The sequence below is a fragment of the Pseudomonas sp. L-22-4S-12 genome (genome assembly GCF_009799935.1).
Taxonomy (GTDB): domain Bacteria; phylum Pseudomonadota; class Gammaproteobacteria; order Pseudomonadales; family Pseudomonadaceae; genus Aquipseudomonas.
On the sequence record NZ_WELL01000007.1, the window covers coordinates 126,322 to 144,290 of the forward strand.

The 17,969-nt window shown below is 66.7% G+C and carries 15 protein-coding genes; 9 read left to right on the plus strand and 6 right to left on the minus strand.

The features are described from left to right. Nucleotides 1-5: 5 nt before the first annotated feature. The 5 genes from F3I16_RS16895 to F3I16_RS16915 all read right to left on the minus strand — a co-directional run bounded on the left by F3I16_RS16895 (nt 6) and on the right by F3I16_RS16915 (nt 5,404). Entirely contained in the window at nt 6-563 is a 558-nt protein-coding gene (locus tag F3I16_RS16895; RefSeq protein WP_160494721.1) for a hypothetical protein, read from the minus strand. Nucleotides 564-690: 127 nt separating this feature from the next. After that, a complete protein-coding gene (locus F3I16_RS16900) occupies nt 691-1,404 on the minus strand; it encodes a TetR/AcrR family transcriptional regulator (RefSeq protein WP_372239642.1) in 714 nt (237 codons plus the stop codon). Nucleotides 1,405-1,542: 138 nt separating this feature from the next. Further along, the gene (gene lysS / locus F3I16_RS16905; protein ID WP_160494723.1) at nt 1,543-3,045 is read right to left on the minus strand and encodes a lysine--tRNA ligase; all 1,503 of its coding nucleotides are present in this window, start codon (nt 3,043-3,045) and stop codon (nt 1,543-1,545) included. A gap of 62 nt (nt 3,046-3,107) precedes the next feature. Then, a protein-coding gene (gene prfB, locus F3I16_RS16910) for a peptide chain release factor 2 (RefSeq protein ID WP_160494724.1) occupies nt 3,108-4,203 on the minus strand; the annotation gives its coding sequence in 2 pieces (ribosomal slippage) (nt 3,108-4,130 and nt 4,132-4,203; 1,095 coding nt in all). A gap of 199 nt (nt 4,204-4,402) precedes the next feature. Next, nucleotides 4,403-5,404 carry an autotransporter domain-containing protein gene (locus tag F3I16_RS16915; protein WP_160494725.1) on the minus strand — a complete coding sequence of 334 codons (1,002 nt, stop codon included), beginning with the start codon at nt 5,402-5,404 and terminating at the stop codon, nt 4,403-4,405. A gap of 259 nt (nt 5,405-5,663) precedes the next feature. On the opposite strand from F3I16_RS16915, the gene cax reads away from it, so the two are divergent. Both cax and F3I16_RS16925 read left to right on the plus strand, forming a co-directional pair. Next, the gene (gene cax / locus F3I16_RS16920) at nt 5,664-6,737 is read left to right on the plus strand and encodes a calcium/proton exchanger (RefSeq protein ID WP_160494726.1); all 1,074 of its coding nucleotides are present in this window, start codon (nt 5,664-5,666) and stop codon (nt 6,735-6,737) included. 17 nt (nt 6,738-6,754) lie between these two features. Further along, nucleotides 6,755-8,506 (plus strand): SulP family inorganic anion transporter, encoded by a 1,752-nt coding sequence (locus F3I16_RS16925; RefSeq protein ID WP_160494727.1) that lies wholly within the window; start codon nt 6,755-6,757, stop codon nt 8,504-8,506. A 129-nt stretch (nt 8,507-8,635) separates the two neighbouring features. Here the strand turns inward: F3I16_RS16925 and F3I16_RS16930 are convergent, their stop codons facing one another. Next, nucleotides 8,636-9,397 carry a tellurite resistance TerB family protein gene (locus F3I16_RS16930; RefSeq protein WP_160494728.1) on the minus strand — a complete coding sequence of 254 codons (762 nt, stop codon included), beginning with the start codon at nt 9,395-9,397 and terminating at the stop codon, nt 8,636-8,638. A gap of 225 nt (nt 9,398-9,622) precedes the next feature. Here F3I16_RS16930 and F3I16_RS16935 point away from each other — a divergent pair, with 225 nt between their 5' ends. The 7 genes from F3I16_RS16935 to F3I16_RS16965 all read left to right on the plus strand — a co-directional run bounded on the left by F3I16_RS16935 (nt 9,623) and on the right by F3I16_RS16965 (nt 17,961). Further along, a complete protein-coding gene (locus F3I16_RS16935) occupies nt 9,623-10,534 on the plus strand; it encodes a LysR family transcriptional regulator (RefSeq protein WP_160494729.1) in 912 nt (303 codons plus the stop codon). Between the two features lie 134 nt (nt 10,535-10,668). After that, nucleotides 10,669-12,123 (plus strand): gamma-aminobutyraldehyde dehydrogenase, encoded by a 1,455-nt coding sequence (locus tag F3I16_RS16940; RefSeq protein ID WP_256670214.1) that lies wholly within the window; start codon nt 10,669-10,671, stop codon nt 12,121-12,123. Nucleotides 12,124-12,200: 77 nt separating this feature from the next. Further along, nucleotides 12,201-13,352, plus strand: coding sequence for a putative ABC transporter substrate-binding protein YdcS (ydcS, locus tag F3I16_RS16945; protein ID WP_160494731.1), 1,152 nt, complete (start codon nt 12,201-12,203; stop codon nt 13,350-13,352). A 331-nt stretch (nt 13,353-13,683) separates the two neighbouring features. Continuing rightward, entirely contained in the window at nt 13,684-14,712 is a 1,029-nt protein-coding gene (locus tag F3I16_RS16950; protein ID WP_160494732.1) for an ABC transporter ATP-binding protein, read from the plus strand. Between the two features lies 1 nt (nt 14,713). Continuing rightward, nucleotides 14,714-15,661, plus strand: coding sequence for an ABC transporter permease (locus F3I16_RS16955; protein ID WP_160494733.1), 948 nt, complete (start codon nt 14,714-14,716; stop codon nt 15,659-15,661). Continuing rightward, complete coding sequence (locus F3I16_RS16960) at nt 15,651-16,475, plus strand: ABC transporter permease (protein ID WP_160494734.1); 825 nt, start codon at nt 15,651-15,653, stop codon at nt 16,473-16,475. Before F3I16_RS16955 ends, F3I16_RS16960 begins: the two co-directional genes overlap by 11 nt. A gap of 61 nt (nt 16,476-16,536) precedes the next feature. Next, on the plus strand, nt 16,537-17,961 hold the full coding sequence (locus F3I16_RS16965) for a gamma-aminobutyraldehyde dehydrogenase (protein WP_160494735.1): 1,425 nt from the start codon (nt 16,537-16,539) through the stop codon (nt 17,959-17,961). Nucleotides 17,962-17,969: the final 8 nt, after the last annotated feature.

The window sequence follows — 17,969 nt, forward strand, 5'->3', positions numbered from 1 at the left end:
CTCCGTTACTGCCCGCTGCTGCGCTGGTAGCGCGCGACTTCGACGAACACGTCGGCATTGGCCTGGTCATCCAGGTAGCGGAACACCTGATCCAGCGAACTGCTGACCAGCACGCCCTCGCCTTCCGGGGTTTCCACCGGCTGGCCCTGCAGGGTGCCGCTCTGCATGTCCTGCAGGATGCGCTCGACATCCAGGTTGTAGATCACCAGCTCGTTGTCGGCGGTCAGTTCGAAGCCGGCAATCGCGAAGTTCGCACCCAGGCGCTTGGGCAGCCCGGCGGAGATGTACCAGCGGCGGCCATGGTGGGCCACGGTGAAGCCGTACTCCTCGAGGCTCTTGAGGTTGTCCTCGCTGTCGACCCAGGTGCGCGCCTTGTAGACATTGGCGCCGGCGCGGCTGATCGCCAGGAACTGGCGCTCGCCCCACTCGTCCTGGCGCTCCCAGTCGCCGAGCAGCGGTATCGGCGCGGCCTCGTTGGCCGGAATCGGGTCCTTGAAGGTGACCAGACAGCCACTCACCAGCAGACAGGCGAAGGCAGCTACCGCAAAGCGCCAGGCATTCATTACGCACTCCTTGTGAGATCCGTTGGGCCAAGGTCGGCAGCGGCTTTGCCGGCTGCAGAAACAGCGAGCCCCGCAACAGCGGGGCCTGGCCTGTTCTAACAGGCGGTTGAGAAACTACCTGCCAATCCTACAGCCCGCTGGCCAGGTTCAGAAAGCGCCGCAGCACGGCGCTCTGGCCCGGCATGTCCAGCTGATCCGCGCCATAGACGAGGGCATGATATTCCATCCGCAAAATAAGCGTAGTCAACACCTGCGCATCCTCGACCGGTGCCGCCGAGCCCAGGGCGCGCAAGGCCAGCTCGGCGAACTGCAGGCGCAGCTGCTGGTGGGCCATGGCCAGCGGGGTCAGGGTCGGGTTGGTCAGCGCCTCCTGGCGGAAGGCCAGTTCGGCGAGCAGCTCGGCATTGCCGTCGCGGACCTTGGCCTGGACATGGGCGACGGTCAGCTCGATCAGCTGTTCGGCCATCTGCTGGCGCAGCAGCGGATTGGCGTCGACCTCCCCGGCCATGCGCTGGAAGTCGCGGGCGATATCGGCCCAGAGCAGCGCCAGGCTGGCCGAGCTGCGCTCGACGAACAGCACGAAGCTGTCGCTGATCAGGTCCCGGATGTCCTTGAAGTAGTAGGTGGTGGCCGACAGCGGCACGCCGGCCTCGGCGGCCACGGCGCGGTGGCGCACGCCGCGCAGGCCGTCGCGCACGATGATGCGCAGGGCCGCATCGAGGATGCTCAGGCGGCGCTGCTCGCTGCCCTGGCGGCTGGCCTTGCGGCCCTGGTACTGGACACTGTCGGCGAGTTCACCGGCCAGCTGGGCCGGGCAGGCAAGGACGGAGCTGAGAGTCACTACGGCTGAATCCCCCACGAATTGCGGACAAAAAACAGGGCCTGCCATGGGCAGACCCTCCTTTTTCGACACCGGCACACAGTGATAGCCATGTGCCATGCCGCGAGTTCCGCACAGTGCCCGTTGCGGGCACTGCAATCAAGCGTGCGGACGCATATGCGGGAACAGAATCACATCGCGGATCGATGGCGAGTTGGTCAGCAGCATGACCAGGCGGTCGATACCGATACCCTCGCCGGCGGTCGGCGGCATGCCGTACTCCAGGGCGCGGACGAAGTCGGCGTCGTAGTGCATGGCCTCGTCGTCACCGGCGTCCTTGTCGGCCACCTGCTGCATGAAGCGCGCGGCCTGGTCTTCGGCGTCGTTGAGCTCGGAGTAGGCATTCGCAATCTCCCTGCCGCCGATAAACAGCTCGAAGCGGTCGGTGACGCTCGGATCATCGTCGCTGCGGCGGGCCAGCGGCGAGACTTCGAACGGGTAGCGGGTGATGAAGTGCGGCTGCTCCAGCTTGTGCTCGACCAGCTCCTCGAAAATCATCACCTGCAGTTTGCCCAGGCCTTCGAAGCCGAGCACCTTGGCGCCGGCCTTCTTGGCGATTTCGCGGGCCTTGTCGATGTCGGTCAGGTCGGCGGCGGTCAGTTCAGGGTTGTACTTGAGGATCGAGTCGAACACCGACAGGCGCACGAACGGCTCGCCGAAGTGGAACACCTTGTCGCCGTAGGGCACGTCGGTGGTCCCCAGAACCAGCTGGGCCAGCTCGCGGAACAGTTCCTCGGTCAGGTCCATGTTGTCTTCGTAGTCGGCGTAGGCCTGGTAGAACTCGAGCATGGTGAACTCGGGGTTGTGCCGGGTCGAAACGCCTTCGTTACGGAAGTTGCGGTTGATTTCGAAGACCTTCTCGAAGCCGCCGACCACCAGGCGCTTGAGGTACAGCTCCGGGGCGATACGCAGGAACATCTGCATGTCCAGGGCGTTGTGGTGGGTCTCGAACGGCTTGGCCGCGGCGCCGCCGGGAATGGTCTGCAGCATCGGCGTTTCCACTTCGAGGAAGTCGCGCTTCATCAGGAAACTGCGGATATGGGCGATGACCTGCGAGCGCACGCGGAAGGTCTCGCGCACCTCCTCGTTGACCATCAGGTCGACGTAGCGCTGGCGGTAGCGCTGCTCGGTGTCGGTCAGGCCGTGGTGCTTGTCCGGCAGCGGGCGCAGCGACTTGGTCAGCAGGCGCACGTCGGTCATTTCCACGTACAGGTCGCCCTTGCCGGAGCGGGCCAGGGTGCCGACTGCGGAAATGATGTCGCCCATGTCCCAGTGCTTGACCTCGGCGAGTTTCTCTTCCGCCAGGGTCTTGCGGTTGACGTAGACCTGGATGCGCCCGGTCATGTCCTGGATCACCATGAACGAACCACGGTTGAGCATGATGCGCCCGGCCACCTTGACCGGAATCGCGGCCGCTTCCAGCTCTTCCTTGGTCTTCTCGGCGTACTGTTTCTGCAGGTCGGCGCAGTAGCTGTCGCGGCGGAAGTCGTTGGGGAAAGCATTGCCCTGCTCACGGATGGCTGCAAGCTTTTCCTTGCGCTGGGCAATCAGCTTGTTTTCTTCCTGCAGCAGTTCGTGGTGGTCGAGTTGTTGGTCGCTCATGGTCATCGGTTTCCGTCACGGGGTCGTTGCCGCCCTCCTCTGGAGAGCGGAATCGAAAGGTATTACAGGCCTTGCTTGAGGCTGGCTTCGAGGTATTCGTCGATATCACCGTCGAGCACCTTGTCGCAGTCGCTGCGTTCGATGTTGGTGCGCAGATCCTTGATCCGCGAGGCATCCAGTACGTAGGAGCGGATCTGGTGACCCCAGCCGATATCCGACTTGGTCTCTTCCAGCGCCTGGGACGCGGCGTTGCGCTTCTGCACTTCCTGCTCGTACAGACGGGCACGCAGCATCTTCATCGCGGTGTCTTTGTTGGCGTGCTGCGAGCGTTCGTTCTGGCAGGCCACCACAGTGTTGGTCGGCACGTGGGTGATACGCACCGCCGAGTCGGTGGTGTTGACGTGCTGACCACCGGCACCGGAGGAGCGGTAGGTGTCGATGCGCAGGTCGGCCGGGTTGATCTCGATCTCGATGTTGTCATCGATTTCCGGCGAGACGAACACCGCGGAGAACGAGGTGTGGCGCCGGTTGCCGGAGTCGAACGGGCTCTTGCGCACCAGGCGGTGCACACCGATCTCGGTACGCAGCCAGCCGAAGGCGTATTCGCCCTTGATGTGCACGGTGGCGCCCTTGATCCCGGCGACTTCGCCGGCGGACAGCTCGACGATCTCGGCACTGAAGCCGCGTTTGTCGGCCCAGCGCAGGTACATGCGCAGCAGGATGTTGGCCCAGTCCTGGGCCTCGGTACCGCCGGAGCCGGCCTGGATATCCAGATAGGCGTTGTTCATGTCCATTTCGCCGCTGAACATGCGACGGAATTCCAGCTGCTCGAGGATGCCACGCAGGCGTTCGACTTCGCTGACGATGTCGCTCACCGCGCCTTCGTCATTCTCCTCGACGGCCATGTCGAGCAGGTCGCGGGAATCGGCCAGGCTGCCGGTGAGGTCGTCGATGGTTTCGACGATCTGCGCCAGCATGGCGCGCTCGCGCCCCAGGTTCTGCGCGTATTCGGGGTTGTTCCAGACGCTGGCGTCTTCGAGTTCGCGGTTTACTTCGACCAGACGATCATGCTTGTGATCGTAGTCAAAGATACCCCCGAATGGTCTGGGTCCGCTCGGACAGGTCCTTGATGCTGTTGAGGATCGGGTTGATTTCCATGGCTGTCAGCACTCGCAGGCGAAAGAGGGACGCAGCGGCCCCGTGCGGCCCGGCGAGCCAGCCTGGACGGCCGCTGACCGGGCACGGCGACAGGCCGTGACCCCGAAGTTGCAGAAAAGCCGGCGAGTATACCCGAGTCCGCGCCGTGCGGGCAGCCCGCCAAGGCGGCTGGCGAGGCCCGGCCTGACCGGCGGAAACCTCAGAATTGCAGGCTGAAACGAGCACCCAGCTGGTTGTCGCGGGCATCGTCGGCGTACTGGCCGGCGTAGGTCAGGCCCAGGTACAACTGCTCGCTCAACTGGTAGTCCAGGCTCAGGTCCAGGCGCAGTTGATCGCGCTCGAATTCGCGGCCGCGCAGCTCGAAACTCTGCCCGGTCGCCGGCAGCCAGGCCTGCGCCGTGGCTCGGTCATCGAGGAAGCCATGCCGCGCGGCCAGACTGGCACGCCCGACCAGGCGCCGCTCGCGCACCTGCCAGGCACTGGCCAGGCGCCAGCCCAGGGTCAGGTAGGCGCCATCCTGCTGTTCGCCGCTCAGCTGCAGGGCGTCGGCACCGCCGGTCTCGTGCAGGCTGTCAGCATCCAGATGGATGTAGGCCAGGCCGGCGAAGGGTTCCAGGGTGAACTCACGGAAATCCAGGGGGTAGCTGGCTTCGCCGAACAACTGGGTGCTGGCGGCCTGGCTGTCGCCGCGCAGGCGTTGCCCGGCACTGCGGCGCCGGCTGTCCAGCTCGTGCCAGCTGTAGGCGGCACCGAGCTTGAAGCCCAGCTGGTAATAGCGGGTCGTCGCATAGGCCGCCAGGTGATAGCTGTCGACATCGCTGTCGCCACCCTCATCCGCCTGCAGCTCGCTGCGACTGACCCCGGCCAGCGCGCCCGCCATCCACATGCCCGTCAGCGGCCGGTCGACACCGACCAGCCACGCCGCGCTGCGCCGTTCCAGGCGCGCCGAGTCGCTGCTGCCATCCCAGGAGCCATGGCCGCCGGAGGCGCGGGTCCAGCCCTGCAGCTGGCCGGCCGGCGCCGGCCGCTCGCGGAAGGCGAAGCGGATCTGCTGCATGCGATCCAGCGCCGCCTCGCGCGGCAGGCGGCTGTCGTCGAGCAGCAGGCTGCGCTGGCTGAGCGGCAATTCGGCCGCCTGCGCACCGGCTCCAGCCACGGACAGCAGAAAAATTGACAGAGCAATACTGGAACTGGCTTGCATGCCTGCAGGCTCCCTTTACGATCCGCGGATTCTAAACCCGTACAGACGCCAGAAACTGTCGGCGCATACTGCGCCACCGGACCATGTCGTCTCGACGAAGCTCTGGAGCTGGCCGAGCAGGCCTGTATCGCCCCGGCAGCCCGGTTCTTACGGATAGCGGCAGCCTGGCAAACATAGACTCCAGTCAATTGCCGTTTCCAGCCGATAAGCCATGCTGACAGAGTGTAATTCCTGTCACTTGCCTAGGGATGGCAACCCCATGCTCAACTGGCTTCTACTGTGTGTGCCACTGACCCTGGCGCTGGAATACCTGGCTCCCCAGCAGCATCTGGCGATCTTCATCGCCGCCGCCGTGTCGATCATTCCCCTGGCCGGCTGGCTGGGCAAAGCCACCGAGCAGCTGGCCGAGCGTTGCGGCGAGGGCGTCGGCGGTCTGCTCAACGCCACCTTCGGCAATGCCACCGAGCTGATCATCGCCATCGCCGCCCTGCGTGCCGGCCTGCATGACGTGGTCAAGGCTTCGCTGGCCGGCTCGATCATCGGCAACATCCTCCTGGTGCTGGGCGCCGCCATGCTCTGCGGCGGCCTGCGCTTCAAGGAGCAACACTTCAACTCCGAGGGCGCGCGGGCCGAAGCCAGCCTGCTAACCCTGGCCGCCATCGCCCTGGTGCTGCCGGCGGTGTACATGACGCGGGCCCAGGAAGTGCCGGAGCTGCTGGGCAAGGTGCAGCACCTGAGCAACGCGATCTCGGTGGTGCTGCTGCTCGCCTACGGCCTGTTCCTCTACTACTCGCTGGTCACCCACAAGGCGCTGTTCGCCGGCAGTCGCGAGAACGAGAGCGAAGCGACGGATATCTGGCCGATGGGCAAGGCCATCGGCGTATTGGCGGTGGCCACCGGCCTGATCGCCTGGGTCAGCGAGATCCTGGTCGGCGCCATCGAGCCCAGCGCCGAGGCCTTCGGCCTGAGCAACCTGTTCATCGGCGTGTTCGTCGTGGCCATCCTCGGCAACGCCGCCGAACACGCCACGGCCATCACCGCCGCCATGAAGAACCGCATGGACCTGGCCCTGTCGATCGCCATCGGTTCCAGCCTGCAGGTGGCCCTGTTCGTCGCTCCGGTACTGGTGCTGGCCAGCCTGGTGATCGGCCCGGAACCGATGGACCTGGCCTTCACCGCCGGCCTGACCCTGACCGTGATGCTGTCCGTGCTGATCACCGGCCAGGTGGCCGGCGATGGCCGTTCCGACTGGCTCAAGGGCGTGCAGCTGCTGGCCGTCTACCTGGTGTTCGGCATGGCCTTCTTCTTCATCCCCGTCACTTCCGCACCCTGACCCGCGAGCGCTCGTCTATGCAGACTGAATCGCCAAGCCCGCAGAACCCCGACCTGCCCATCGTCACCCCGCCGAGCGGCTGGCTGCGCTGGCTGCCGGGCCTGCTGATGCTGAAAAACTATCAACTGGCCTGGCTGCCCAAGGACATCGCCGCCGGCCTGGTGCTGACCACCATGCTGGTGCCGGTGGGCATCGCCTATGCCGAGGCTTCGGGCGTGCCCGGCATCTACGGCCTGTACGCGACCATCGTGCCGCTGCTGGCCTATGCCCTGTTCGGCCCCAGCCGCATCCTGGTACTCGGCCCGGATTCGGCACTGGCGGCGCTGATCCTCGCCGTGGTGCTGCCGCTGTCCGGTGGCGACCCGCTGCGCGCGGTGATCCTGGCCAGCATGATGGCGGTGGTCGCCGGCCTGGTGTGCATCCTCGCCGGCCTGCTGCGCCTGGGCTTCATCACCGAACTGCTGTCCAAGCCGATCCGCTACGGCTACATGAACGGCATCGCCCTCACCGTACTGATCAGCCAGGCACCCAAGCTGTTCGGCATTTCCGTCGACGGCGACGGCCCGATCCGCGATGTCTGGCTGCTCGGCCAGGCGCTGCTGGATGGCCAGGCCAACTGGTACAGCTTCGCCGTCGGCGGCGGCACCCTCGCGCTGATCCTCGCCTTCAAGCGTTTCCAGCAGTTGCCGACCATCCTCATCGCCGTGGTTCTGGCCACCGTCGCCGTCGGTCTGTTCGACCTCGGCGCGCAGGGGGTGAAGGTCCTCGGCGAACTGCCCCAGGGCCTGCCCAGCTTCGTCCTGCCCTGGCTCAGCGGCGTCGACCTGGCTGCCGTGGCCCTCGGCGGCGTGGCGGCGGCGCTGGTGGCCTTCGCCGATACCAGCGTGCTGTCGCGCACCTATGCCGCACGCACGCGCAGCTATGTCGATCCCAACCAGGAAATGCTCGGCCTGGGCGCGGCCAACCTGATCGGCGGCCTGTTCCAGGGCTTCCCGATCAGCAGCAGTTCCTCGCGCACCCCGGTGGCCGAAGCCGCCGGCTCGCAGACCCAGCTCACCGGTGTGGTCGGCGCCCTCTGCGTGGCCATCCTGCTGCTGGTGGCGCCCAACCTGATGGAGTTCCTGCCCAACAGCGCCCTGGCCGCCGTGGTGATCGCCGCCGCCATCGGCCTGTTCGAGTTCGCCGACCTCAAACGCATCTTCAAGGTGCAGCAATGGGAGTTCTGGCTGTCGATGACCTGCTTCGCCGGCGTCGCGGTGTTCGGCGCCATCCCCGGCATCGGCATCGCCGTGGTGCTGGCGGTGATCGAATTTCTCTGGGACGGCTGGCGCCCCTACTACGCCGTGCTCGGCCGGGTCGAGGGCATCCGCGGTTTCCACGATATCGCCCGGCATCCCGATGCCCGCCTGGTGCCCGGCCTGGTGCTGCTGCGCTGGGATGCCCCGCTGTTCTTCGCCAACGCCGAGCTGTTCCAGCAATGCGTGCTCAGGACCCTGGCGCAATCGCCCACCCGCGTGCGCCGCCTGGTGGTGGCGGCCGAACCGGTGACCAGCATCGACATCACCTCGGCCGATATGCTGGCCGAGCTGGGGCAGACCCTAGCCACTGCCGGCATCGACTTCCACTTCGCCGAGGTCAAGGGGCCGGTCAAGGACAAGCTGCGCCGCTTCGGCCTGCTCAAGCCGGAAGAGGAACAGCGCATCCACCCCACCGTCGGCGCCGCGGTCGACGCCTACCTGGCCGATTACCAGGTCGACTGGACGCCCTGAGCAGCAATTGAATAGCGCTTGCGTAGGGTGCGCCGCGCGCACCAAGGGCCTATGCGCAGCTGGCGGTGCGCATGGCGCACCCTACGCAAGAGTAGCCAGCCGGGACTTGTCAGCGGCTGGCGCACTCCATCAGTTGACCGCCACGGTCTGGCGCACCTGGGCTTCCAGCTCGACCTTGAGCGCCGGATCGAGCTTGAGCTGGCGGGCCAGCTCTTCCAGGTAGGCGCGCTCCATGAAGTGCTCCTCGTCGACCATCAGCACGCTGGCGATATACATCTCCGCCGCCATTTCCGGAGTAGTCGCCGCCCGCGCCACCTCGGCCGGATCGAGCGGCTTGTTCAGCTCGGCATCCAGCCAGCGCATCAGTTGCGGGTCGCCCGCCAGTTGGCCGATCTGTTCCTCGATCAGCTGGCGCTCCTTGGCATCGACATGGCCATCGGCCTTGGCCGCCGCCACCAGCGCCTTGAGGATGGCCTGGCTGTGCAACTCGACCTGTGGCGCCGGCAGGCGATCCACGGTCTGCGGCTCGTGGGCCGGCTGCGGCGTGCCACCCTGCTGTTGCTGGGCCTGCCAGTTGCCATAGGCCTTGTAGGCGATTGCTCCGAGGGCGGCCAGGCCACCGTAGGTAATCACCTGGCTGCCGACCTTGCGCGCACTCTTGTTGCCCAGCAGCAGGGCCAGCGCGCCGGCGGCCAGCGCCCCGCCGCCGGCGCCCTTGAGCAGGGTGCCGAGATCACCGCCGCCCTGCCCGCCCTTGCCGGCATTTTTGCCAGCGCCGAGCAGACCACCCAGCGCATCACCCAGGCCGCCGGCAGATGAGCCGCCGGACTTCTGTTGCAGCAGGTCCTGGCCGGATTTCAGCAGTTGATCGAGCAAACCGCGGGTATTCATGAGCATCTCCTGTGAGTTGTTGCCGTTCCTGGCTACTGACCGATTCTAACCAGACGGGTTGCCGGGCCGCGGCCGGCAGAGTGCTTCGAGATATTGCGACCGGGCGGCGCAGCGCCAGCGGCCCGGCACTCACGGGGGATTGCCCTGTAAATTCGATAAAAAAGAAGGCTTTCCTCCATTATCGACTAACCATAATGCTGACTGCCCCGCACCGGATGCCCCGCCATGATGACCCTGCGCCAGATCCGCCATTTCATCGCCGTCGCCGAAACCGGCTCGATCTCCGCCGCCGCCCAGGCGGTATTCATCTCCCAGTCGACCCTGACCCTGGCCATCCAGCAGCTGGAGGAGGAGATCGGCGTCAGCCTGTTCAACCGCCATGCCAAGGGCATGAGCCTGACCCACCAGGGCCACCAGTTCCTGCGCCAGGCGCACCTGATCCTGGCCACCGTGGACAACGCCAAGCGCAGCCTGCAGCAGAGCACCGACCAGGTTGCCGGCAGCCTGACCATCGGCGTCACCAGCCTGGTTGCCGGCTACTACCTGGCCGACCTGATCACCCGCTTCCAGCGCGCCTACCCCAATGTGCAGACCCGCGTGGTGGAGGACGAGCGCCCCTATATCGAGCACCTGCTGGTCAGCGGCGAGATCGATGTCGGCGTGCTGATCCTGTCCAACCTGGAAGACCGCCACGCCCTGCAGACCGAGGTGCTGACCCACTCGCCGCACCGCCTGTGGCTGCCGGCGCGGCATCCGCTGCTGGAGCGCGACAGCATCAGCCTGGCCGATGTGGCCGGCGAGCCGCTGATCCAGCTCAACGCCGACGAGATGGGCCTGCACACCCAGCGCATCTGGAGCCGCGCCGGCCTGACGCCGCACGTCACCCTGCGCACCGCCTCGGTGGAAGCGGTGCGCAGCCTGGTGGCTGCCGGCCTCGGCCTGTCGATCCAGCCGGACATGACCTACCGCCCCTGGTCGCTGGAAGGCGACATCATCGAGGCCCTGCCGCTGGCCGACCTGAGCGAGCCGCTGGATGTCGGCCTGGCCTGGCGCCGGGGTACGGCGCGGCCTGCGCTGGTCGATCCGTTCCTCAGCGTGGCGCGCGAACAGCCCCACAACCGCAAGGTTTCGATTTAATCGAACGCAGCTTTCAATATTTAGAATTTGTCGACCTCTGTGCCGGGGCCTAGTCTCAGTTCCTTATGGACGCAGGCGTTCCGCGCAGTACTGGAGCCGCCATGCAGGCAGAAAGCAAAAGAAGAAGTCCGAAGATGTCCGAACCCACCCTGTACAGCGCATTGCTGATCGACGGCCAGTTGGTCGCCGGGGAAGGTTTGGCCGAAGCCATCATCAATCCGGCCTGCGGCGAGGTGCTCACCGCCATCGCCGAAGCCTCGCTGGAGCAAGTCGAGGCCGCCGTGCAGGCCGCCTACCGCGCCTTCGCCGGCTGGTCTCGGACTACCCCGGCACAGCGCGCCACGGTCCTGTTGGCCATCGCCGACGCCATCGAGCAGAACGCCGAGCAGCTGGCCCGCCTGGAGTCGCTGAACTGCGGCAAGCCGCTGCACCTGGCGCGCCAGGACGACATTCCCGCCACCGCCGACGTGTTCCGCTTCTTCGCCGGCGCCGTGCGCTGCCAGCAGGGCCAGCTGGCCGGCGAATACGTACCCGGCCACACCAGCATGGTGCGCCGCGATCCGGTCGGCGTGGTCGCCTCCATCGCGCCGTGGAACTACCCGCTGATGATGGCCGCCTGGAAGATCGCCCCGGCCCTGGCGGCCGGCAACACGCTGATCTTCAAACCCTCGGAACACACGCCGCTGTCGATTCTGGCCCTGGCCCCGGCGCTGGCGCAGATCCTCCCGCCAGGTGTGCTGAACATCGTCTGTGGCGGCGGCGAAGGCGTCGGCAGCCAGCTGGTCGGCCACCCACGGGTGCGCATGGTGTCGCTGACCGGCGATATCGTCACCGGGCAGAAGATCCTGCAAAGCGCGGCCCGCACCCTGAAACGCACCCACCTGGAACTGGGCGGCAAGGCCCCGGTGATCGTCTGCAACGACGCCGACCTCGACGCCGTGGTCCAGGGCATCCGTACCCACGGCTACTACAACGCCGGCCAGGACTGCACCGCCGCCTGCCGCATCTATGCCCAGGCCGGCATCCACGACCGCCTGGTGGCGGAGCTGGGCGACGCGGTGGCCAGCCTGCGCTTCGCCCGCAAGAAGGACGCCGACAACGAGATCGGCCCGCTGATCAGCGCCCGCCAGCGCGACCGCGTGGCCAGCTTCGTCGAGCGCGCCCTCGGCCAGCCGCATATTGAGCGGGTCACCGGCGCCGCCGTGCACTCCGGCGCCGGCTTCTATTACCAGCCGACCCTGCTGGCCGGCTGCAAGCAGGGCGACGAGATCGTCCAGCGCGAAGTGTTCGGCCCGGTGGTCACCGTCACCCGTTTCGACCAGCTGAGCCAGGCCGTGGACTGGGCCAACGACTCCGAGTACGGCCTGGCCAGCTCGGTGTGGACGCAGAACCTGGACAAGGCCATGCAGGTGGCCGCGCGCCTGCAGTACGGCTGCACCTGGATCAACACCCATTTCATGCTGGCCAGCGAGATGCCCCACGGCGGCCTCAAGCGCTCCGGCTACGGCAAGGACCTGTCCAGCGACTCGTTGCAGGACTACAGCGTGGTGCGCCACATCATGGCGCGCCACGGACTACAACTAGACTGACTGATTACACCCGTTCGGCAGCGGTATCGCCGACATTTTGCTGCCCCAATAACAGTCCAAAAGAAGAGGGAATCCCGATGTCCGCGCACAAAACCGCAGCGCTCAGCGCACTGGCCACCGCTCTGCTCGCCGCAGGCGCCGCCCAGGCCGCCGAACCACTCAAGACCCTCGGCGCCGCCGAAGGCCAACTCGACATCATCGCCTGGCCCGGCTACATCGAGCGCGGCGAGACCGACAAGAACTACGACTGGGTGACCCAGTTCGAGAAGGACAGCGGCTGCAAGGTCAACGTCAAGACCGCCGCCACCTCCGACGAGATGGTCAGCCTGATGGCCAAGGGCGGCTACGACCTGGTCACCGCCTCCGGCGACGCCTCCCTGCGCCTGATCGCCGGCAAGCGCGTGCAGCCGGTCAACATCGACCTGATCCCCAGCTGGAAGAACGTCGACGACCGCCTCAAGGATGCCGCCTGGCACACCGTGGCCGGCCAGCACTACGGCACGCCCTACCAGTGGGGCCCGAACGTGCTGATGTACAACAGCAACGTGTTCAAGCAAGCCCCGACCAGCTGGTCGGTGGTGTTCAAGGAACAGAACCTGCCGGACGGCAAGAGCAACAAGGGCCGCGTGCAGGCCTATGACGGCCCGATCTACATCGCCGACGCCGCGCTGTACCTGAAGGCCACCCAGCCGGAGCTGGGCATCACCGACCCCTACCTGCTGAGCGAGGCACAGTACGCCGCCGTGCTGGAGCTGCTGCGCGCCCAGCAGCCGCTGATCCACCGCTACTGGCACGACGCGACCGTGCAGATGAGCGACTTCAAGAACGAAGGCGTGATGGCTTCCGGCTCCTGGCCGTATCAGGTCAACGCCCTGCAGCTGGAGAAGCAGCCGATCGCCTCCACCGTACCGGTCGAAGGGGCCACCGGCTGGGCCGACACCACCATGCTGCACGCCGAGGCCAAGCACCCGGTGTGCGCCTACAAGTGGATGGACTGGTCGCTGCAACCCAAGGTGCAGGGCGACCTGGCCGCCTGGTTCGGCTCGGTGCCGGCCGTGCCGGCCGCCTGCCAGGGCAACGAACTGCTCGGCGCCGAAGGCTGCAAGACCAACGGCTTCGACAACTTCGCCAAGATCGCCTTCTGGAAAACCCCGCAGGCCGAGGGTGGCAAGTACGTGCCCTACAGCCGCTGGACCCAGGACTACATCGCCATCATGGGCGGCAGGTAACCGGGCCGAGTAGCCCCATACCCGGGCATCGAGCCGCCTTGTAGGAGCGGCTTCAGCCGCGATGCACCGCGAAACGCCAGTTTCGCGGCTGAAGCCGCTCCCACGGGTGCTGCGTACGCCGGCACGCCCCGGCAACAGTTTGCAGGGTGGACGACGCCTATTCGCCCACCAACCGACACCGCCGGTGGATGGCCAGAGCGCCATCCACCCTGCGCTGCGGCACGCCGCAGCGGTTAACCGTTGTACATCCACCACCGACTCGCCCGTCTTGTGTCGGCAAACCCAACCCGGACGAGTCGGTGGTGGATGGCTTATATCCTGGAGCTTTGCCATGACCCTTGCAGTGCAGTTTACCGATGTGTCCCGCGCGTTCGGCGACGTCAAAGCCGTCGACCGGGTGTCCATCGACATCCAGGATGGCGAATTCTTCTCCATGCTCGGCCCTTCCGGCTCGGGCAAGACCACCTGCCTGCGCCTGATTGCCGGCTTCGAGCAGCCCAGCGCCGGCTCCATCCGTATTCATGGCGTGGAGGCCGCCGGTCTGCCGCCCTACCGCCGTGACGTCAACACGGTGTTCCAGGACTACGCCCTGTTCCCGCACATGGACGTCCTCAACAACGTGGCCTACGGCCTCAAGGTCAAGGGCGTGGGCAAGGCCGAGCGCCTGGCCCGTGCCGAGGATGCCCTGGGCATGGTCGCCCTCGGCAGCTACGGCGCGCGCAAGCCGGTGCAGCTGTCCGGCGGCCAGCGCCAGCGCGTGGCCCTGGCCCGCGCCCTGGTCAACCGCCCGCGGGTGCTGCTGCTCGACGAGCCACTCGGTGCCCTCGACCTCAAGCTGCGCGAGCAGATGCAGAGCGAGCTTAAAAAACTGCAGCGCCAGCTCGGCATCACCTTCATCTTCGTCACCCACGACCAGAGCGAAGCGCTGTCCATGTCGGACCGCGTGGCGGTGTTCAACAAGGGCCGCATCGAGCAGGTCGACACCCCGCGCAACCTGTACATGAAGCCGGCCACGCCGTTCGTCGCCGAATTCGTCGGCACCTCCAACGTGCTCAAGGGCGAACTGGCCGCGCAGATCACCGGCTCGCCGCTGCCGGTGTCGATCCGCCCCGAGCACACCCGCCTGGGCAATGGCGAGGCGCTGGGCAGCGACGAGGTGGAAATCAGCGGCCTGCTCCACGACATCCAGTACCAGGGCGCCGCCACCCGCTTCGAGATCCAGCTGGACAACGGCCAGAACTTCTCCGTCAGCCAGGCCAACAACCAATGGCAACTGGGCGAAGCGCCGCTGCAGCCGGGCCAGCGGGTCAGCGCGCGCTGGGCCCGCGGCGCCATGGTCGGCCTGCGCGAGGACGTGTGACATGAGCAGCCAGACTCTCACCCTCGCCAGCGCCGGCGGCGGCCCGATGCGCCGGCTGTCCGACCTGCTCTACCGCAAGCCGACGCTGTACCTGTCGCTGCTGCTGATCCCGCCGCTGCTGTGGTTCGGCGCGGTGTACCTGGGCTCGCTGCTGACCCTGCTGTGGCAAGGTTTCTACACCTTCGACGACTTCAGCATGACGGTCACCCCGGACCTCACCCTGGCCAACTTCGCCGCACTGTTCCAGGCCGCCAATTTCGACATCATCCTGCGCACCGTCGGCATGGCCGTGGCGGTGTCGATCGCCAGCGCCCTGGTGGCCTTCCCCATCGCCTACTACATGGCGCGCTACACCACCGGCAAGACCAAGGCGTTCTTCTACATCGCGGTGATGCTGCCGATGTGGGCCAGCTACATCGTCAAGGCCTATGCCTGGACCCTGCTGCTGGCCAAGGGCGGGGTGGCCATGTGGTTCATCCAGGCGCTGCACCTGCAGCCGCTGCTGCAACTGATCCTCGAAGTGCCGGGCGTGGGCGGCAATACCCTGTCGACCTCGCACCTGGGGCGCTTCCTGGTGTTCGTCTACATCTGGCTGCCGTTCATGATCCTGCCGATCCAGGCGTCGTTGGAACGCCTGCCGCCGTCGCTGCTGCAGGCCTCGGCCGACCTGGGCGCCAAGCCGCGGCAGACCTTCATGCAGGTGATCCTGCCGCTGTCGGTGCCGGGCATCGCCGCCGGCTCGATCTTCACCTTCAGCCTGACCCTGGGCGACTTCATCGTGCCGCAGCTGGTGGGGCCGCCCGGCTTCTTCATCGGCAACATGGTGTATTCCCAGCAGGGCTCGATCGGCAACATGCCGATGGCCGCCGCCTTCACCCTGGTGCCGATCGTGCTGATCGCCATCTACCTGTCCATCGTCAAACGCCTGGGGGCCTTCGATGCGCTCTAAAGCCGAAAAACACGGGGATCAAGCCTCCTGGGGCCTGAAGCTGGCGGCCTGGGGCGGGCTGCTGTTCCTCCACTTCCCGATCCTGATCATCCTCCTGTACGCCTTCAACACCGAGAGTTCGGGTTTCAGCTTCCCGCCCCAGGGCTTCACCCTGCATTGGTTCAGCATCGCCCTGGCGCGCCCGGATGTGCTGGAGGCGATCAAGCTGTCGGCGCAGATCGCCTGCCTGGCCACCCTGGTCGCCATGATCCTCGGTACCCTGGCCGCCGCCGCGCTGTACCGTCGCGACTTCTTCGGCAAGGAAAGCATCTCCATGCTGCTGATCCTGCCGATCGCCCTGCCCGGCATCATCACCGGCCTGGCGCTGCTGGCGGCGTTCAAGAGTTTCGGCATCGAGCCGGGCTTCCTGACCATCGTCATCGGCCACGCCACCTTCTGCGTGGTGATCGTCTACAACAACGTCATCGCCCGTTTCCGCCGCACCAGCCACAGCCTGATCGAGGCCAGCATGGACCTGGGTGCCGACGGCTGGCAGACCTTCCGCTACATCGTCCTGCCCAACCTCGGCTCGGCCCTGCTGGCCGGCGGCATGCTGGCCTTCGCCCTGTCGTTCGACGAGATCATCGTCACCACCTTCACCGCCGGCCACGAACGCACCCTGCCGCTGTGGCTGCTCAACCAGCTGGCCCGCCCGCGCGACGTGCCGGTGACCAACGTGGTGGCGATGCTGGTGATGCTGGTGACCATGCTGCCGATCCTCGGCGCCTACTACCTGACCAAGGGCGGCGAAGGCGTGGCCGGCAGCGGCAAGTAAGTTCGCCCCACAGGCTCGATACACACCTCAACACCTACACCTAAATGACGAGGGAAAAGCGATGCAAAGCAAACTGCTGATCAACGGCGAACTGGTCGACGGCCTCGGCGCCGCGCAGCCGGTGCTCAACCCGTCCCTGGGCACGGTACTGGTGCAGATCCCGGAAGCCACCCCGGAGCAGATCGACGCCGCCGTGCGTGCCGCCGACGCCGCCTTCGACGGCTGGTCGCAGACCACCCCGGGGCAGCGCTCCGCCCTGCTGCTGGCCCTGGCCGACGCCATCGACGCCAACGCCGACGAACTGGCCCGCCTGGAGTCGCAGAACTGCGGCAAGCCCTACGCCGCCGCGCGGGGCGACGAGCTGCCGGCGATCGCCGACGTGTTCCGCTTCTTCGCCGGCGCTGCGCGCTGCCTGCAGGGCTCGGCCGCCGGCGAGTACCTGCCCGGCCACACCTCGATGATCCGCCGCGACCCGATCGGCGTGGTCGCCTCCATCGCGCCGTGGAACTACCCGCTGATGATGACCGCCTGGAAGCTGGCCCCGGCCCTGGCCGCCGGCAACTGCGTGGTGCTCAAGCCCTCCGAGCAGACCCCGCTGACCGCCCTGCGCCTGGGCCAGCTGATCGCCGGGATCTTCCCGGCCGGCGTGGTCAACATCGTGTTCGGCCGCGGCGCCAGCGTCGGCGAGCCGCTGGTGACCCACCCCAAGGTACGCATGGTGTCGCTGACCGGCTCCATTCCCACCGGCGCCAACATCATTTCCAGCACCGCCGCCTCGGTTAAACGCATGCACATGGAACTGGGCGGCAAGGCCCCGGTGATCATCTTCGACGACGCCGACATCGACGCCGCCGTGGAAGGCATCCGCACCTTCGGCTTCTACAACGCCGGGCAAGACTGCACCGCCGCCTGCCGCATCTACGCGCAGAAAGGCGTCTACGAGAAGTTCGTCGCCGCCCTCGGCGCCGCCGTGGGCAGCATCAAGCACGGCCTGCAGGACGACGCCGGCACCGAGCTCGGCCCGCTGATCACCGAGGTGCACCGCCAGCGCGTGGCCGGCTTCGTCGAGCGCGCCAGCGCCGTGCCGCACATCGAAGTGGTCACCGGCGGCAAGGCGCCAGCCGGCAACGGCTTCTTCTTCCTGCCGACCGTGCTGGCCGGTGCCCGGCAGAGCGACGAGATCGTCCAGCGCGAGGTGTTCGGCCCGGTGGTCTCGGTCACCCCGTTCGACGACGAGGCGCAGGCCCTGGCCTGGGCCAACGCCTCCGACTACGGCCTGGCCAGTTCGGTGTGGACCCGCGACGTCGGCCGCGCCCACCGCATGGCCGCGCGCCTGCAGTACGGCTGCACCTGGGTCAACACCCACTTCATGCTGGTCAGCGAGATGCCCCACGGCGGCATGAAGCTGTCCGGCTATGGCAAGGACATGTCGATGTACGGCCTGGAAGACTACACGGCGATCCGCCATGTGATGTTCAAGCACTAACGGAGTCA

Bases quoted from the DNA above. Each gene is read 5' to 3' on its own strand.
- F3I16_RS16895 (WP_160494721.1), bottom strand. From the start codon at position 563: ATGAATGCCTGGCGCTTTGCGGTAGCTGCCTTCGCCTGTCTGCTGGTG.
- lysS (WP_160494723.1), bottom strand. From the start codon at position 3,045: ATGAGCGACCAACAACTCGACCACCACGAACTGCTGCAGGAAGAAAAC.
- F3I16_RS16915 (WP_160494725.1), bottom strand. From the start codon at position 5,404: ATGCAAGCCAGTTCCAGTATTGCTCTGTCAATTTTTCTGCTGTCCGTG.
- cax (WP_160494726.1), top strand. From the start codon at position 5,664: ATGCTCAACTGGCTTCTACTGTGTGTGCCACTGACCCTGGCGCTGGAA.
- F3I16_RS16925 (WP_160494727.1), top strand. From the start codon at position 6,755: ATGCAGACTGAATCGCCAAGCCCGCAGAACCCCGACCTGCCCATCGTC.
- F3I16_RS16930 (WP_160494728.1), bottom strand. From the start codon at position 9,397: ATGAATACCCGCGGTTTGCTCGATCAACTGCTGAAATCCGGCCAGGAC.
- F3I16_RS16935 (WP_160494729.1), top strand. From the start codon at position 9,623: ATGATGACCCTGCGCCAGATCCGCCATTTCATCGCCGTCGCCGAAACC.
- F3I16_RS16940 (WP_256670214.1), top strand. From the start codon at position 10,669: ATGTCCGAACCCACCCTGTACAGCGCATTGCTGATCGACGGCCAGTTG.
- ydcS (WP_160494731.1), top strand. From the start codon at position 12,201: ATGTCCGCGCACAAAACCGCAGCGCTCAGCGCACTGGCCACCGCTCTG.
- F3I16_RS16950 (WP_160494732.1), top strand. From the start codon at position 13,684: ATGACCCTTGCAGTGCAGTTTACCGATGTGTCCCGCGCGTTCGGCGAC.
- F3I16_RS16955 (WP_160494733.1), top strand. From the start codon at position 14,714: ATGAGCAGCCAGACTCTCACCCTCGCCAGCGCCGGCGGCGGCCCGATG.
- F3I16_RS16960 (WP_160494734.1), top strand. From the start codon at position 15,651: ATGCGCTCTAAAGCCGAAAAACACGGGGATCAAGCCTCCTGGGGCCTG.
- F3I16_RS16965 (WP_160494735.1), top strand. From the start codon at position 16,537: ATGCAAAGCAAACTGCTGATCAACGGCGAACTGGTCGACGGCCTCGGC.